General features: G+C 64.0%; 12 protein-coding genes and 1 tRNA gene. 4 read left to right on the top strand and 9 right to left on the bottom strand.

Going from position 1 to position 14973, the window contains the following annotated elements:
- Window positions 1–47 precede the first annotated feature (47 nt).
- The gene (gene edd / locus FJ548_RS17800) at window positions 48–1871 is read left to right on the top strand and encodes a phosphogluconate dehydratase (protein WP_140696683.1); all 1824 of its coding nucleotides are present in this window, start codon (window positions 48–50) and stop codon (window positions 1869–1871) included.
- 68 nt (window positions 1872–1939) lie between these two features.
- Here the strand turns inward: edd and FJ548_RS17795 are convergent, their stop codons facing one another.
- From FJ548_RS17795 to FJ548_RS17780, 4 genes are all read right to left on the bottom strand, one after another.
- A complete protein-coding gene (locus FJ548_RS17795; protein WP_140696686.1) occupies window positions 1940–3592 on the bottom strand; it encodes a VWA domain-containing protein in 1653 nt (550 codons plus the stop codon).
- 128 nt (window positions 3593–3720) lie between these two features.
- Window positions 3721–4719, bottom strand: coding sequence for a GlxA family transcriptional regulator (locus tag FJ548_RS17790; protein ID WP_115144991.1), 999 nt, complete (start codon window positions 4717–4719; stop codon window positions 3721–3723).
- Between the two features lie 27 nt (window positions 4720–4746).
- The gene (folD, locus tag FJ548_RS17785) at window positions 4747–5646 is read right to left on the bottom strand and encodes a bifunctional methylenetetrahydrofolate dehydrogenase/methenyltetrahydrofolate cyclohydrolase FolD (RefSeq protein ID WP_140696689.1); all 900 of its coding nucleotides are present in this window, start codon (window positions 5644–5646) and stop codon (window positions 4747–4749) included.
- Window positions 5647–5824: 178 nt separating this feature from the next.
- Window positions 5825–6901, bottom strand: coding sequence for a hypothetical protein (locus tag FJ548_RS17780; RefSeq protein ID WP_246673432.1), 1077 nt, complete (start codon window positions 6899–6901; stop codon window positions 5825–5827).
- A gap of 294 nt (window positions 6902–7195) precedes the next feature.
- On the opposite strand from FJ548_RS17780, the gene proC reads away from it, so the two are divergent.
- Window positions 7196–8011: a pyrroline-5-carboxylate reductase gene (gene proC, locus FJ548_RS17775; RefSeq protein WP_140696691.1), complete on the top strand. Its 816-nt coding sequence runs from the start codon at window positions 7196–7198 to the stop codon at window positions 8009–8011.
- A gap of 3 nt (window positions 8012–8014) precedes the next feature.
- Here the strand turns inward: proC and FJ548_RS17770 are convergent, their stop codons facing one another.
- Window positions 8015–9331, bottom strand: coding sequence for an NAD(P)H-dependent oxidoreductase (locus FJ548_RS17770; protein ID WP_140778550.1), 1317 nt, complete (start codon window positions 9329–9331; stop codon window positions 8015–8017).
- A gap of 83 nt (window positions 9332–9414) precedes the next feature.
- Between FJ548_RS17770 and FJ548_RS17765 the strand changes: the two genes are divergently transcribed.
- On the top strand, window positions 9415–9663 hold the full coding sequence (locus FJ548_RS17765; RefSeq protein ID WP_246678699.1) for a hypothetical protein: 249 nt from the start codon (window positions 9415–9417) through the stop codon (window positions 9661–9663).
- Between the two features lie 36 nt (window positions 9664–9699).
- Here the strand turns inward: FJ548_RS17765 and FJ548_RS17760 are convergent, their stop codons facing one another.
- The 4 genes from FJ548_RS17760 to FJ548_RS17745 all read right to left on the bottom strand — a co-directional run bounded on the left by FJ548_RS17760 (window position 9700) and on the right by FJ548_RS17745 (window position 14585).
- Window positions 9700–11094, bottom strand: a complete 1395-nt coding sequence (locus FJ548_RS17760; RefSeq protein WP_140778549.1) for a multicopper oxidase family protein — start codon at window positions 11092–11094, stop codon at window positions 9700–9702.
- A 197-nt stretch (window positions 11095–11291) separates the two neighbouring features.
- Window positions 11292–12974, bottom strand: coding sequence for a DUF882 domain-containing protein (locus FJ548_RS17755; protein WP_140778548.1), 1683 nt, complete (start codon window positions 12972–12974; stop codon window positions 11292–11294).
- 208 nt (window positions 12975–13182) lie between these two features.
- Complete coding sequence (locus FJ548_RS17750) at window positions 13183–14325, bottom strand: hypothetical protein (protein WP_140696702.1); 1143 nt, start codon at window positions 14323–14325, stop codon at window positions 13183–13185.
- Window positions 14326–14510: 185 nt separating this feature from the next.
- Window positions 14511–14585: transfer RNA gene (locus FJ548_RS17745), tRNA-Thr, on the bottom strand.
- Between the two features lie 161 nt (window positions 14586–14746).
- Between FJ548_RS17745 and FJ548_RS17740 the strand changes: the two genes are divergently transcribed.
- Complete coding sequence (locus tag FJ548_RS17740; RefSeq protein WP_140778547.1) at window positions 14747–14923, top strand: hypothetical protein; 177 nt, start codon at window positions 14747–14749, stop codon at window positions 14921–14923.
- Window positions 14924–14973: the final 50 nt, after the last annotated feature.

Here is a 14973-nt window from a genome sequence, read left to right as displayed (position 1 = left end):
ACGGCGGGAGGATGTTTCCGGGACCTCGCCTGAAAGGACCTGATGCCATGACCGCAAGACGCGACATCGAAGCCATCACCGAGCGCATCCGCCAACGTTCGAAAGCAGGCCGCGAGGCCTATCTCGGCCGCATCGCCGGCGCATCGAACCAGACCGCCAACCGGTCGGTGCTATCCTGCGGCAATCTTGCCCATGGCTTTGCGGTCTGCAGCCCTTCGGAAAAGCTGGCGCTCGGCGCCGACAAGGTGCCTAATCTCGGTATCATTACCTCCTACAACGACATGCTGTCGGCGCATCAGCCGTTCGAGACCTACCCTGCCCTGATCAAGGAGGCCGCGCGCGAGGCCGGCGGCATCGCCCAAGTGGCCGGCGGCGTGCCGGCAATGTGCGATGGTGTCACACAAGGCCAGCCCGGCATGGAGTTGTCGCTGTTTTCGCGCGACGTGATTGCCATGGCCGCCGCGATCGGCCTGTCGCACAACATGTTCGATGCCGCCGTCTATCTCGGGGTCTGCGACAAGATCGTGCCGGGACTTGTTATCGCGGCACTGACCTTCGGCCATCTGCCGGCGGTTTTCATTCCGGCGGGGCCGATGACGACCGGGTTGCCCAATGACGAGAAAGCCAAGGTCCGCCAACTCTATGCCGAAGGCAAGGTCGGACGGCCCGAACTGCTTGAGGCGGAGTCCAAATCCTATCATGGGCCGGGCACCTGCACTTTCTATGGCACGGCGAATTCCAACCAGATGCTGATGGAGATCATGGGCCTGCACACGCCCGGCGCCTCCTTCGTCAATCCCGGCACGCCGCTGCGCGAGGCGTTGACCCGTGAGGCGACGAAGCGGGCGCTGGCGATCACCGCGCTCGGCAATGCCTATACGCCGGTCGGGCGCATGATCGACGAGCGTTCTGTCGTCAACGGCGTCGTCGGCCTGCACGCCACCGGCGGCTCGACCAATCACACGATCCACCTGATCGCGATGGCGGCTGCAGCCGGCATCGCGCTGACCTGGCAGGATATTTCAGACCTCTCGGAAGCAGTGCCGCTCCTGGCACGCGTCTATCCGAATGGCCTTGCCGACGTGAATCATTTCCAGGCCGCCGGCGGGCTCGGCTTCCTGATCCGCGAACTGCTCGACGAAGGCGTCCTGCATGAGGATGTGCAGACCGTGTGGGGCGAAGGCTTGCGGCCCTATGCGGTCGAGGCGAAGCTCGGCGCCGACGGCAGCGTTGTGCGTGAACCCGCGCCGCGCGCCAGCGGCGATGAAAAGGTGCTGGCGCCGTTCAAGAAGGCATTCCAGCCGACGGGCGGCCTGAAGGTGCTTTCGGGCAATCTCGGCCACGCCGTGATCAAGACCTCCGCGGTCAAGCCGGAACGGCGCATCATCGAGGCGCCGGCCAAGGTGTTCGACAGCCAGCAGGGCCTGAACGAAGCGTTCAAGGCGGGCACGCTGACCGGCGACTTTATTGCCGTCATCCGCTTCCAGGGGCCGAAGGCCAACGGCATGCCGGAACTGCACAAGCTGACCACCGTGCTCGGCATCCTGCAGGATCGCGGCCAGCGCGTCGCGCTGGTGACCGACGGGCGGATGTCAGGCGCTTCCGGCAAGGTGCCGGCGGCGATCCATGTGACGCCGGAAGCGGTCGAGGACGGGCCGATCGCCAGGATCCATGAGGGCGACATCATCCGCCTCGACGCCGATGCCGGAACGCTGGAGGTGCTGATACCGGGGACGGAATTCGCGCTGCGCCGCACCGCCGAAGCCGACCTCATCGGCAACGAGTTCGGCTTCGGGCGCGAGCTTTTCGCCGGCTTGCGGCAGCTGGTGGGCCGCGCCGATCACGGCGCCAGCGCGTTCGGGACCGCCTGAGTTCTCTCCAAGCCATACGCAAAAGGGCGGCTTCAAGCCGCCCCTCTTACGACCAGCGGAAAACGGCATCACGGCTGGACCGTGATCTCGGCGCGTTCGCCGGCTTTCACTGCCACCGGCATTTCCTTGTCGTGGCCTTCGTCAGACAGGTGACGGACAACCACATAGTCGCCGGCCGGCATGGTCTGCTGCCAGGTGTCGCCATAACTCAGGCCGAGTGACTTGCGCTTGCCCTCGATATCCTTTTTCGACGACAGCACCTCGATCGAATAGGCACCGGGGGCGGACATGGCCAGAACGCCCGCATCGAGCGTCACCTTCACGTCCTGATTGTCGCCGGCCTTAATGCTGAAGGGCTGCTCGACGACGGTAAGATCAAGCGTGGCGACCGCCACATAGTCATCGGGCGGCAGCCAGAACTTGCTGTCGGGGCCATAGGAATGTTCGACGCTGTCTCGGCTGCCATCGATCTTCTTCTTCGCCTTGACGATCTCGAAGCCGACGCCTGAATTGTCGGCCTTGTCACCGCCTGAGGTGTAGTAGGCATTGAGGAGGGCATGGCCGACGCCGACCACGACATCCTTTTCAATTGTCTGTCCGGCGGTCAACTGAATGGTGTCCGTAACCGAGCCGCTGCCGATCTGAACCGTGAGCTTCTGTTCACCCGCCGGGACAACGACCTTTGAGTCGCCATAGTGGGTGGTGCTGCCGCCCGGATAGGCAAAATCCAGACGGGCTTCGCTGCTGATATCGGCGCCTTGATAGGCCTTGGGATGAATGAGCACGGTGCCCGCGTTCAAGGTGAAGAGCGGCTTGTAGACCTGGCCGGCCTCGATCTTGATCTTCTGCTCCACCTTGGCTTCGTCATCACGCGCCACGACAACATAGTCACCGGGGTCGAGATTGCCGTTGTAGGCGCCATATTCGGTGGTGACGGAATCGCCGCGTGAACCGTCCGACTTCGCCTTGTAGATCTCCCAGGCATTGCCGTCGGTGATCGGCTCGCCACCTTCGGCCATCACCACGCTCGGCTGAAAATTGAACTCGGATTTCGCGGATGCCGGCGCGGGTGCCGGGGCGGGAGCTGGCTCAGGCGCGGGTGCGGCGACGGTTTGGACCAAGGCCTCCTGCAGCGCTTTCTCGTCGGAGGCCTGGATGTACTTGCCGCCGGTATTGTCGGCGAGGCAAGCGATCTGCTTGCCTTCGTCGACGGTCAGGCCGAAGCCGACGACGTCGGCGGTGAAATCGACACCGGATGCCTTCAGCTCCTTGCCGAGCGCGCAGGGATCGCCGCCGCAAGTCTCGAGCCCATCGGTGATGAGGACGACGGTCGCCTTGTCCTCGGTGTATTTCAGCGCTTCGGCCGCCTGCTTGACGGCTGCCGTCAACGGCGTCTTGCCGAGAAATTTCAGACTGTCGGCAGCGTCGGTGATGGCGCTTGCCGAGCCTGCCTGAGGCGGCACGATCAGCTGGATGTCCTCGCAGCTGCCCTTCTCGCGATGGCCATAGGCCATGAAGCCGATTTCTTCGTCGGCGGGAACCGATTGAAGCACGGTCCTCAGCGATTCACGAGCGATTTCGAGCTTGGGCTTGCCGCCGATCTGCGCCCACATCGAGCCGGAAGCATCGAGGATGATGATGACGCGGTTGGCGGTGAAGCCGGCCGCCGTCATGACAAACAGGAGGATCGCCGCAGCGACGCCTCGCGCAAATACCGCCATCGAAATCTCCTGCGTTAGCCCCCTCGTCCGCACCGGGAAGCTATTGGACGCCGCGTCCGGACACAAGCCCGGCATGCGCCAAGTCGCTCATGCGCCCGGCGCCGGATGGGGCATCGCCCCGAAGCGGCTCAGTAGGTGGTGCGGCGCTCTTCGGAAGGCGGCCGGCCAAACTGCAGCCGGTAGCTCTGGGCAAAATAGGAATGCGAGGTGAAGCCGGTCGCGATCGCCACATCAAGGATCGGCATGTTGGTCTGGCGCAGCAATTCGCGTGCCCGCTCCAGCCGCAACCGCATGTAGTAGCGGCCGGGGGTGACGTTGAGGTGACGCAGGAACAGGCGCTCCACCTGGCGCACCGAAAGGCCGGCCGACTTGGCGAGTTGCACCGCCGAGAGCGGCTCGTCGAGGTGATCGGCCATCAGTTCGACGATGCGCCGCAGCTTCTCGGACTTGCCGGTCAGATCGCGCTCGGGTCCCACGCGCTGACGGTCGCCGGCCGAGCGGATGCGCTCATGCTGGAATTGGTTGGCGACGCCATTGGCGAGGTTCGAGCCGAAATCGCCGCGCACGATCTCGAGCATCAGGTCGATCGAGGTGGTGCCGCCGGCGCAGGTGTAGCGCTTGCGGTCGATCTCGAAGACGTTGCCGGTGCAGTTGATATCGGGAAAGCGCTCCATGAAGCCGGCGCGGTTTTCCCAATGGATGGTGCAGCGGTAACCGTCGAGCTGGCCGGCCTCGGCCAGCAGGTAGGATCCGACCGACAGCGCGCCAAGCGCATTGCCGCGCCGGCCCCAACTGCGCAACGCCGCCAGAACCTTGCTCTTGCCGGGGAATTCCGTCGTCAGGCCGACCGAGACGAAGAGGATGTCGACGGGCGGCAGGTCGGCGACGCTGTAGTCGATCTTCAGCGGCAGGCCGTTGGACGCCATCACCGGATCGCCGTCGGCCGACACCGTGGTCCAGCCATAGAAATCGCGACCAAGCAGACGGTTCGCCGAGCGGAACGTGTCGATCGCGGCCGCCAGCGAGAACATGGAAAACTTGTCGACCAGCAGGAAGGCGAACTGCCGGCCGCCCTGAACGGGATCAGTCGTGACCGGCCGTTCCGGGGAAATGGTGGGGTTAGGCAAAGCTGCGGCTTTCAGGGTCAACCCGGCTCAGAAGGAGGGCCGTTTCAACCCGGCCGCAAGGTAGGCCGAAGCTAACGTATTGGCCATCAGCATGGCAATGGTCATCGGCCCGACTCCACCTGGCACCGGCGTGATGGCGCCTGCCATCTTGGCCGCTTCGGCATAGGCGACATCGCCGACGAGGCGCGACTTGCCCTCGCCCTTTTCCGGCGCGGGAATGCGGTTGATGCCGACATCGATGACGGTGGCGCCGGGCTTGACCCAATCGCCCCTGATCATCTCGGGGCGACCGACGGCGGCGACAAGGATGTCGGCCGTGCGGGCAAGCGCCGGCAGGTCCTTGGTGCGGCTGTGGGCGATGGTGACGGTGCAGTTGGCGGCAAGCAGCAGATTGGCCATCGGCTTGCCGACGATGTTGGAACGGCCGACGACGACGGCGTTGAGGCCGGACAAATCCTTGCCGCGCACGCGCTCGATCAGGAGCATCGAGCCGGCGGGCGTGCAGGGAACAAAAGCCGTGTCGAGTTCGCCGGTGCCGAGCTTGCCGACATTGATGAAATGGAAGCCGTCGACATCCTTTTCCGGCGCGATGGCCTGGATGATCTTGCCGGCGTCGATATGGGCAGGCAGTGGAAGCTGCACCAGGATGCCGTTGATCTCAGGATCGGCGTTGAGCTCCCCGACGATCTCAAGCAGCGCTTGCTCGGAGGTCTCGGCCGGCAGCGTGTGTTGCAGCGAATGAAAGCCGCATTCCTTGGCGGTGCGGGATTTTGAGGCGACATAGACCTGGCTCGCCGGATCCTCGCCGACGATGACCACGGCGAGACCTGGCTTGGCGTTGCCTTTGGCGACCAGCTCGGCGGCCAGGGTCTTCACCGTCCGCACCACGTCTTCGGCAACGCTTTTTCCGTCGATCACTTCAGCCATGAACCACCCTCAACACCGTTTTACCCAACGCGCGTTCACAAAACACAATGCGCGCCGGCACCATGCAGCGCGGCATTGTCACGAAAATTCCGGCCCGCAATCCCGTCAAAGCGCCGTCCCATGCCGTTTACGCGAAACCGGGATGGTTTTGTTCGGCCTCGGCAACCTATCTTGTGGCTCAGAAGTAGCGGCGGCGGGCGCGGCTCTCGGCGAGTTCGCGGACCGCTTCGCGGAACTCCCGCAGGCTGGCGCGAATTTCGTCGATCGGCGCCTGTTCGGCACCTTCCTCGACTTGCGAGGGTTCTACCGGTGGCTGCACGGGGTAGGCCGACGGTTGCGGCGATGCGGGGGGCTGCGGTGGATACGGTATGTGCCCAGCATAGAGTGCCGCCATGGCCTGAGTGTAGGGATAGCCTACCGACGATCGCGCCTGCCACGGCCGCATCCGCGGATACCTCGCCTGCTGTGCATGGGGATAGGGCGGCGGAGCCGGATAGACCGATTGCAGCGGCAGCAGGGGTGACCGCGACGGCGGCCCCATCGGCCTGGAATAAGTCGTATCGAAGCCTGGGGGAAACGGCCGCGGATAGTCCGACACCACTGGCCGAGGCATGAAGACTGAATCCGGATTCGGGTGGCCGGAGGGCATGGCGGCATCCGCCCCCCGCGCGTTTTCACCAAAGGCGGCTAACGCGCTGGAAATGCCGTCGTCAGCCTCGTCGGATGGCTTGCGGGACAGGGCATTGCGCAGCCTCGCCATCAACGCACGGCCGACACCGGAGGCAAAACCCAGGAGCCGGCCGGCATGCGCCATCCCGGCCCGTAACGGGCCTTTCGCCTCGAGCGGCGCGAAACCCTTGGAGATCACATTCATGTTGGCGTTGTTGATGTCCTTCTGTTCGCCGGTTTCCTCGGCGCGCAGCAGGAACTGTTCATAGACGGAGCGCTTGGCGGCGGCCTCACGCTCCAGTTGGCGCATCGACACGAGATCGTCGTGTTGTGCAGTCGCTCCCGGCTGTCCGTCCGGCCGGAGCCGCTCTGTTTCGACGGCCGGCAGTGTCGGGTCCGTCCGCGCCTCCCGCCGTGAACGGGCCAGGCGATGGCGCGTGGCGGCGTCTTCGCGCCATGCCGGATCCGCTCGGTCCCCTATCGAGACCAGGGACGCGTCCTTGCCGTCCTCACCGCGTATGGCCTGGCCGAGCGCCAGCAATGAAAGCTCGCGCCTCCAGTCTTCACGGTTTTCCCTGTCGACCATTATCTTGGAGCTTCACTCTTTGGCCGCCTGGCGGCGGCGGTCGGCCATTCGTTAAGCCACGCTAAACAAGCATAGGAAACAAAAGGTTAACTTTGGCAGGCCAGTGCATAAGCTTTTCATAACCTCAAGCACTGGAATTGCAGTGCATTCGGGCCTCGGAATGGCACCCTAAGCTTTCCCGCCTATCGCTCCCAGCACACGAACGATCGCGATGCGCGATCATCGCGTCCGTGCTGACAGGGCTTTCCCGCTGAGGCGCGAACGTCTATGCAGAGCCTTCCTTGGGAGGGTTCCATGACGATCAGGCTCGTTCTCGCCGGCTGCGGCAATATGGGTTACGCGATGCTCTCGGGCTGGCTGAAATCCGGCAAGCTTTCGCCGTCGACGGTTTTCGTGGTCGAGCCCAATGCCGATTTGCGCAACCGCGCCGCCGCACTCGGCTGCGGCACGGCAGCGGATGCCGGCGGCATTCCAGCCGACGCCGTGCCTGATCTCGTCGTCGTCGCGGTGAAGCCGCAGGTGATCCGCGACGTCACCGCCGCCTACAAGCGTTTCGGCGACGGCCGCACGACTTTCGTCAGCATCGCCGCCGGCACGCCGGTCGCCACCTTCGAGGAGATCCTGGGCAGCCGCGCGCCGATCGTGCGCTGCATGCCCAACACGCCGGCGGCGATCGGCAAGGGCATGATGGTGGTGTTTTCCAACCCCCTGGTATCCGACGATGCCAAGCGTTTCGTCGTCGACCTGCTGTCGGCCAGCGGCGAAGTGGCCACCATCGATGATGAAGGCCTGATGGACGCAGTGACCGCCGTCTCCGGATCGGGCCCGGCCTATATCTTCCATTTCATCGAGGCGCTGACCGTGGCCGCCGAGAAGGCCGGCTTGCCCCCGGCAACCGCCAGATTGCTGGCCATGCAGACCGTCCATGGCGCCGCCTCGCTCGCCGCCGAAAGCAACGAGGAACCGGGCGTGCTGCGCCAGCAGGTGACCAGCCCGAACGGGACGACAGCGGCAGCGCTGGCCGTGCTGATGGGCGAAGACCGGCTGACCAACCTGCTGATAGAGGCCGTCGAGGCGGCGCGGCTGCGGTCGATCGAACTGGGGAAGTAACCCTCAACCCGCGCCGTAAAGCATCTCATCCTGCAGCCGGCGCAAGGCGAACAGTCTCGTCGTCTGGTCGGGGGCCGCATTGTCGGTGGTCAGCAGTTCGCCTTTGCCAACCGGCTTCAACACCTTGCCGCCCTCGAGCAGGCCGACCGGCACGGCGCACCGGGCGCGGGCTTCGCCGACGGTCATGGTCCAGGACCGGTAGCAGGTCTCGCCGATCGCATCGAAGGTCTCGCCGGGGGTCAGGTCCCGCTTGGCGACGGCACAGACTTCGGCGACGGGCCTTGGCAGCGGCACCATGTCTGGCTTGCCGGAAAGCACGATGCGGGCGGCGGTCAGCGGCACTTCCAGCGACGTCAGATGATAGGGCCGGAACAGGCTGTAGTAAGGGCCATGGCCGATATGCAAATCGTCCATGCGCTCGATGATGCGCGGATGCGTCGCCTCGACAATGACGAAGACACCGGGCGCCACGCCCTTGCCGATGGTGTAGTCGACGACGCCCTTTTTGGTGAGGAGCCCGCCATCCTGGCGCGGGATCAGCACTTTGGCGAGGTCGTCGCGGTCGGCCTTGGGGCCGTGCATGCCGGGCACATCAGGCACCAGGCCGGTGGCGTTGGCGATCGCGCACATCTCGACCATGGTCTTGGAGCCGTCGACGAACTCGACCAGCATGCGCGGGTTCATGTTGCGACGGATCGCTTCCTCGCGATAGTCGTCGGGCACGGCGTCGCGGTTGAGTGGGTTGTTCTTGCCCTTGCCGGCCGAGACGATCGTCAGGCCAAGGGCGGAAGCGAACTCGATCAACTCCATGCAACTCGACGGCTCGTCGCCGGCGCCGACCGAATAGACGACGCCAAGCCGGTCGGCCTGCTGCTTGAGGTAGCAGCCGATGGTGACGTCGGCCTCGACATTCATCATCACCAGATGCTTGCCATGCTCCATCGCCATCAGGTCGAAATCGGCGGCGACGCCAGGCTTGCCGGTGGCGTCGATGACGACATCGATCAGGGGATTGGTGACCAGCATCTCGTTGGAGGTGATGGCGATCCTGCCGCTCTCGATGGCGCCGGTGACTTTCGATGCGGTGTCGGCCTCGACCGCCATCGCCTCGTCGCCATAGGCGATGCGGATGGCATCGCGCGCCGTGTGCGGGCGGCGGGTGGACACGGCGCAAACCGAAATGCCCGGCATCAGCATGCCTTGCGTGACTAGGTCGGTGCCCATTTCGCCCGAACCGATGACGCCGATGCGCACCGGACGGCCGTCGGCGGCGCGGCTGGCGAGATCACGGGCAAGGCCGGTCAGGGCGACGTTGGTCATGCAGGACGTCCACAGCTTCTTGATTGCTCGCCGGATTAGCAGGGACCGGCCATCTGTGCCAACGAAACCGGCTCCGGCCGGCAATTCCAGCCGAAATTGGCCAGGGAAAAGCGCCTTTACCTTGGTCGATTGGCCCAAAGGGCCTCACCTTCAACGCCCAGCAGGCTAAGGCGACCGAGGTACCGGGGCTAGCGGACGGCGTCGACTTCATCGTCGCCACCACGCCGATCTCGGCTTCGGTGACCAAGCCGGTCATCAAGGGCCTCGCCTTCCTCACCGGCATCGGCAAGGACAAGGTGCTCGACGAGATCGAAGCGGAGCTGCGCAAGTAGGGCGCCGACGACGCGGTCCTGGCGACGGGCTTGGCCTCAAACCACCCTGACGTAGCTCGTCATGCCCGATTTCTGGTGCTCAATGATGTGGCAGTGCAGCAGCCAGTCGCCCAGATTGTCGGCGACGAAGCCCAGGCTCACCTTCTCGTTGGGCTGAATGAGATAAGTATCCGAAATCAGCGGTTGAACCGGTCGTGTCGACGACGACAGCACCTTGAAGCTCATGCCGTGCAGATGCATCGGATGCGATTGCGGCGTCAGGTTCTCCATGTCGATGACATAGCTTTTGCCGAGCTTCAGTTCGGCCAGCGGCGCGGTCGGGTCCGGCGTGTCGCCTGGCCACGGCACCTTGTTGATCGCCCAGAAACCGTAACCGAGCGAACCGCAGATACCGTTGCTCGGAATGTTTTCGGCCGTGGCGCTGAGCGCCAGGGAAATATGCTGCGCGCTGGTCAGATCGACATCCGCCACCGGATTGACCTCCAGCGGCGCAACATCGCGGATGTCTCGCCTGAGCGAGCTGCCCATCGCGCGCAGGGTCGTCAGGATTTTGGGCTTGGTGCCCCTGACATCCCGCAGGCTGACGATCGCGCCCTCCTCGTCCGGCATGCGGATGGCGAGTTCCATGCGCTGTCCCGGGCCAAGCAGCAGGGCATCGGGCAAAAAAAGCTCAGGCACCGGGTTGCCGTCGAGTGCCATGACGTCAGCCTCCGCTCCATCGACTCGGAAGGCGTAGATGCGGGTGACATCGGTGATGGCGACGCGCAGCCGCACCAGCCCGCCGGCCGGCGCGTCATATTGCGGCTGGTCGTGCCAGTTGGCGGTGCGCACCGTGCCGTAGGTGCCGGTTCTGGCGGCATCGCGCGGCCGGAACTGGTCGATGAACTGGCCATCGTCGCCGAGCCGCCAGTCGCGCAGGTTGAGGACAAATTCGGCGTCGAATTTCGGATCGTTCGGGTTCTCGACCACGATCACGCCGGTCAGGCCCTGGCCCATCTGCTCCAGCGTGTTGCAATGCGGGTGGTACCAGAAGGTGCCGGCATCGGGAGGCGTGAAGGCGTAGTCGAAATGATCGCCGGTGTAGACGTAGGGCTGGACCAGGAACGGCACGCCATCCATCTTGTTCGGCAGGCGGATGCCGTGCCAGTGGATGGTTGTCGGATCGTCGATGGCGTTGACCAGGCGCGCGGCGAAGGGCTCGCCCTTTTTCATCCTGAGCACCGGCGGCATGCCGGCGCTGCCATAGGTCAGCACATTCCTCGTCGGGCCAATGCCCATCAGCTGCGCCTGGATTTTCGCCGTCTGCAGCACCACCGGTTCAGGCGCCGCGGCGGCCCAGCCGTCGAGCCTGCCGATGGCGGCAAGCCCGACACCGCTCGCACCGGCAACCGCGGCCGTTTTGAGAAGCCCGCGACGTGTGAGTAGAGTCATTCAGCGCTCCAACCACAGGGGTGAACCCGCATCCAGTGCCGCCTTGGATCACAGGCGAGCCACCGGCGCAAATGCCGACACATTGCACATGGCGATTGCCTGAGCCATCGTTTCGAAGCAGGCGAAGATCGGATCGAAGCGGTCCGGTATCGCGCACATACCTATACATGCCACGTCCAACGCGTGCGTTCGTCGACCTATTTGAAGCTGGCGATGGGCAGGAACTTCACCGCGGAGCCGGTGAAGCGGCGGTGGTCGGACGTCTTTCCTCGCGGCTGGAACCCGTCGAGATAGACGTGCTCGGGCGCCGTACGGATGAAATTGGCGGCAATGACAGGCGCCGCTGCCGAACCCACCTTGCCGGCGATCTCGCGACCCGCCCCGAACGGCCGGCCGGCCGACGCAGCGGGCACAATGACAGGCGGGGCTTTGGCGCCACCGCGTGGCTGGACACGGTCGGCCTTGGGGCTCGCCCCGACGCGATCTTCGGGTTTCGACGCGGAGACCGGTAGCCGCTGGCCGGCCAGTCCATCGGGGCCGGCATGATGCCTTGCCAGCAAGGCAGCGATGACATCGCCGGATCCGGCCTCCGGCCGAGGCCCGGCGCTTGTCCGCGGCCGCCATGTCGGCAAGGGGATATTGAGCGACACCACGTCCGGCGCGGCGGTTGCGGCAGCGGCATTCGTGTTGCCCAAGGGAATTTCGGCATTGGCTGCCGCCGGCTTGGCAGCCGACAGTTCGGCCCGAGCCGCGGAGGCGCTGGCTGTCGCGAAAGGCACGGTTTCTCGGGTCGGCGTTGCGGCGATCGGAACACTCACCGTGGCCTCGGCGCGCGGTGCGAAGGCCGGCAGAGGCACCGCGCCTGGCTTCATCGCCATGACGATCGCTTCAGGCGTCTTCGCCTGCTGCTCGACTGGCGCTTCTTCGGCCGGAGCGGCGGAAGCCCGCTGGATATCCGCCCGCTGGGCTGCCTCCGGCAGCACGATGGCGATGCCCTGTCCGGCCGGCCTGGGTTCAACGGACTTCGGTTCAACGGATTTGGTTTCAACGGATTTGGCCGGCTTGCGTGGCGCTGGCACCGCTTCCTCGACGTCATCCGCTTCGTCCGAGCTGCGACTGCCCAGAAGCGTCGCCAGCAGGCCACGTGCCGGCCTGCGCTGGCCGCCGTCGGCGCTTGCCAGTTCGATGTTGGGCGTGCCGGCTGCCTTGCGCGATTTGTAGGCGGCAAACGCCTGCTCGTAGCCGGGCAGCGGCTTGCCGTCGCTCGGCACATGCAGCGTGTTGCCGTTCGGGAAGACCCTGGCGAGTTCCTGGCGGCTGATGCCCGGCCAATGCCGCACATTGCCGACATCCATATGGATGAAAGGCGAACCGGAGGTCGGATAATAACCGACGCCGCCGCCCTGCATCTTGAGGCCGATGTCGCGCAGCTTCTTCAGCGGCACATCCGGCAGGAAGAAGTCCATCGCGCGGCCAACCATGTGTTGGCTTTCCCGGGCCACGCCCTTCGAGCGGCCGCGCAGCATGGCGTTGGTCGCCGGCGAACGATAGGCGCTGACCACATGGATATAGGCTGTCGAGCCGCTGGCCCGATAGGCCTGCCAGACAAGGTCGAGCAGGCGCGGATCCATCCTGGTCGGCTCGTTGCGGCGCCAGTCGCGCAGCATGAAATTGATCTTCTTCAATCCCGCCTGATCGTAGCGCCCGTTGCGCTTGAAGACGATCTCGGCCTTCTCGCCCGTATGGAGATGTTGGATCTTCAGGGCGCGCGTCTCCGCGAATGCAGTGGTGACGCACATGCAAAGGAACGCGACTGCAATGGCCGGCAGCCATGTCCAACGATGGGAGGCGCCATTCTGTTCGCTTTCAATCACGTTCATGCCTTGCACATTGTTCTTGTTTCGGGCGATTTAACGTCTTCGCCTGATGCGGAGCCTTCTTTTCAAGCTCTACCTGACAAGCAGGCTTGACCACGCAGACGGGCCATCCGTTCTACAACACGCCGATGAACAGCGTCTTGGTTAACGAATCGTGTTCGTGCCCAGAACCGCTGTCCCGCAATGGCGGTTGCCCGCAATGGGATCTGCTTCAGCGAAACAGATATTTCGAGACTTCCGGATTGCCGCGCCGCCACATCACATTGTCCAGGAAGTAGTGGTGCACGTTGATGAATATCCAGGCGATGAAGAGGAAAAACGATGAGCCGAGCACTGCCTTGTCGTAAGGAATGAGGTCGGCCAGCGCCATCGGCACCAGCCAGAAACCGAGCGCTCCCAGAATTGCGCCCACGATGATGAACGCCAGCACGCGCAGCCTGTACAGCGGTCCAAGAATGGACAGGAGCTTCAATGCCGGCTTCTCGACGGCATCGGCACGGTCGCGCTCGAGATTGGTCTGATAGCGCCAGACCACCGCCAGATATTGCAAGGAATGCATCGCCGGCACGACGAGCAGCCAGAGCGGGTTCAATGTCACGAACAGGATCCAGGCATAGAGGGACACGACATAGGCGACAACGCCATTATAGGGCAGCGCGCCACCGTGCTTGCGCCAGCGATTGATGAACATCACGGCGGTTGCCGCCGAGGAGGCGGCGGCGATCGACATGGCGATGGTGATGAGCCACGGCGGGACCGCGAAGGTGTAGTAGTCCAAACCCCAGAACTGCCTCTGGGTGATGACCACGTTTGTCTGAAGCCATGCGAACAGCCACACGGCATAGCCGTTGACCAGCAACACCTTCTTGTCCTGATCGCCGAAGAATTTGCGCTTCAGCACGGCATCCACCATCAGCATGCCGTAGCCCTGCTTGACGTAGTGCCAGCCCACGAAAAAGCCCATCGCGTTGGTCGCATAGCCGAGCAGCCGGGTGTTCCCCGTCAATGAGCCATAGGCAAAGAAGGCAATCATCGCCAGCGGGACGACGATGCCCGCCAAAATATAGCGGATCTGCAGATTGCGGCTGTAGCCGTCGCCGCACACCTTGCGCGCGAAATTGCGATAGAAGATCTGGTATGAATGACCAAAGTGCGGCTGGTTTATGAGATGGGAAAGCAAGAACATCGTCAGCGTCACGGCAGCTTCGTATCTGAGCGGCACAAAATACAGGACCGGCAGGATCAGAAGCGCGCTTCCGCCAAGCATGAAAAAGTCGATGAACGGGCCAAAGAGATATTTTTGCGGCGCGGCTGCGACTAAAGCCGGGGCATCCGCCGAAAGGTGAAGTGCCATGCTCCCTTCCCCTGTGAGCGTTTATTTAGCCATCGACGGGCGCGCGCGACAAGCCGTTGGCGCGTGAAAACCACAGGGTTGGACGGGTGCGGTAAAGGAGGCAGGCATGTTGCGGGGCGCCGAACAGCGCTTGGTCGATGCACGCCGGGCGTCAAAGCAGATAAATTCGAGATTCGGAGATAGGCTGGTGCTGCGAGAGAGGATTGAACTCTCGACCTCTCCCTTACCAAGGGAGTGCTCTACCACTGAGCTACCGCAGCCGCTGATGGCGGGGCTTCTGCCATATCGAACCGACAAGCGCAAGGCCAAGAACAACGCTTCTGTGAAAGCCTTCGCCGGATAGCTTTCAATGACATGGCGGCGCCACAATCTTGGCTATCCCTGAATATCGGTTTGGCCGGTCGCCGGCCGGGACGGGACGATGAGCGACAAGACAATTTCACCGAAAAACAGCGGCACGGACCGCAAAACCAGGCTTGCCGAGCAGCTGCGCGCCAATCTGCAGAAGCGCAAGGCGCAGTCGCGCTCGCGCCGCACCGGCGAGGCCGACCAGCGGCCGGACGGGCTCACCGCTGCCAAGAAAATGCAAAAAGATTAACTCAAATCGGCCATTCTTGGGGCGCAGCGGGCGAAATCCTATTTCTTGAA

Origin of the sequence: Mesorhizobium sp. B2-4-17 (assembly GCF_006441275.1) — a bacterium.
Taxonomy (GTDB): domain Bacteria; phylum Pseudomonadota; class Alphaproteobacteria; order Rhizobiales; family Rhizobiaceae; genus Mesorhizobium.
Note: the sequence above shows the minus strand (reverse complement) of the source record. Positions and strands in the feature narration are given on the sequence as shown.

Excerpts from the sequence above, each read along its gene's own strand:
- edd (WP_140696683.1), top strand. The coding sequence starts at position 48 with ATGACCGCAAGACGCGACATCGAAGCCATCACCGAGCGCATCCGCCAA.
- FJ548_RS17795 (WP_140696686.1), bottom strand. The coding sequence starts at position 3,592 with ATGGCGGTATTTGCGCGAGGCGTCGCTGCGGCGATCCTCCTGTTTGTC.
- folD (WP_140696689.1), bottom strand. The coding sequence starts at position 5,646 with ATGGCTGAAGTGATCGACGGAAAAAGCGTTGCCGAAGACGTGGTGCGG.
- FJ548_RS17780 (WP_246673432.1), bottom strand. The coding sequence starts at position 6,901 with ATGGTCGACAGGGAAAACCGTGAAGACTGGAGGCGCGAGCTTTCATTG.
- proC (WP_140696691.1), top strand. The coding sequence starts at position 7,196 with ATGACGATCAGGCTCGTTCTCGCCGGCTGCGGCAATATGGGTTACGCG.
- FJ548_RS17770 (WP_140778550.1), bottom strand. The coding sequence starts at position 9,331 with ATGACCAACGTCGCCCTGACCGGCCTTGCCCGTGATCTCGCCAGCCGC.
- FJ548_RS17760 (WP_140778549.1), bottom strand. The coding sequence starts at position 11,094 with ATGACTCTACTCACACGTCGCGGGCTTCTCAAAACGGCCGCGGTTGCC.
- FJ548_RS17755 (WP_140778548.1), bottom strand. The coding sequence starts at position 12,974 with ATGAACGTGATTGAAAGCGAACAGAATGGCGCCTCCCATCGTTGGACA.
- FJ548_RS17750 (WP_140696702.1), bottom strand. The coding sequence starts at position 14,325 with ATGGCACTTCACCTTTCGGCGGATGCCCCGGCTTTAGTCGCAGCCGCG.
- FJ548_RS17740 (WP_140778547.1), top strand. The coding sequence starts at position 14,747 with ATGAGCGACAAGACAATTTCACCGAAAAACAGCGGCACGGACCGCAAA.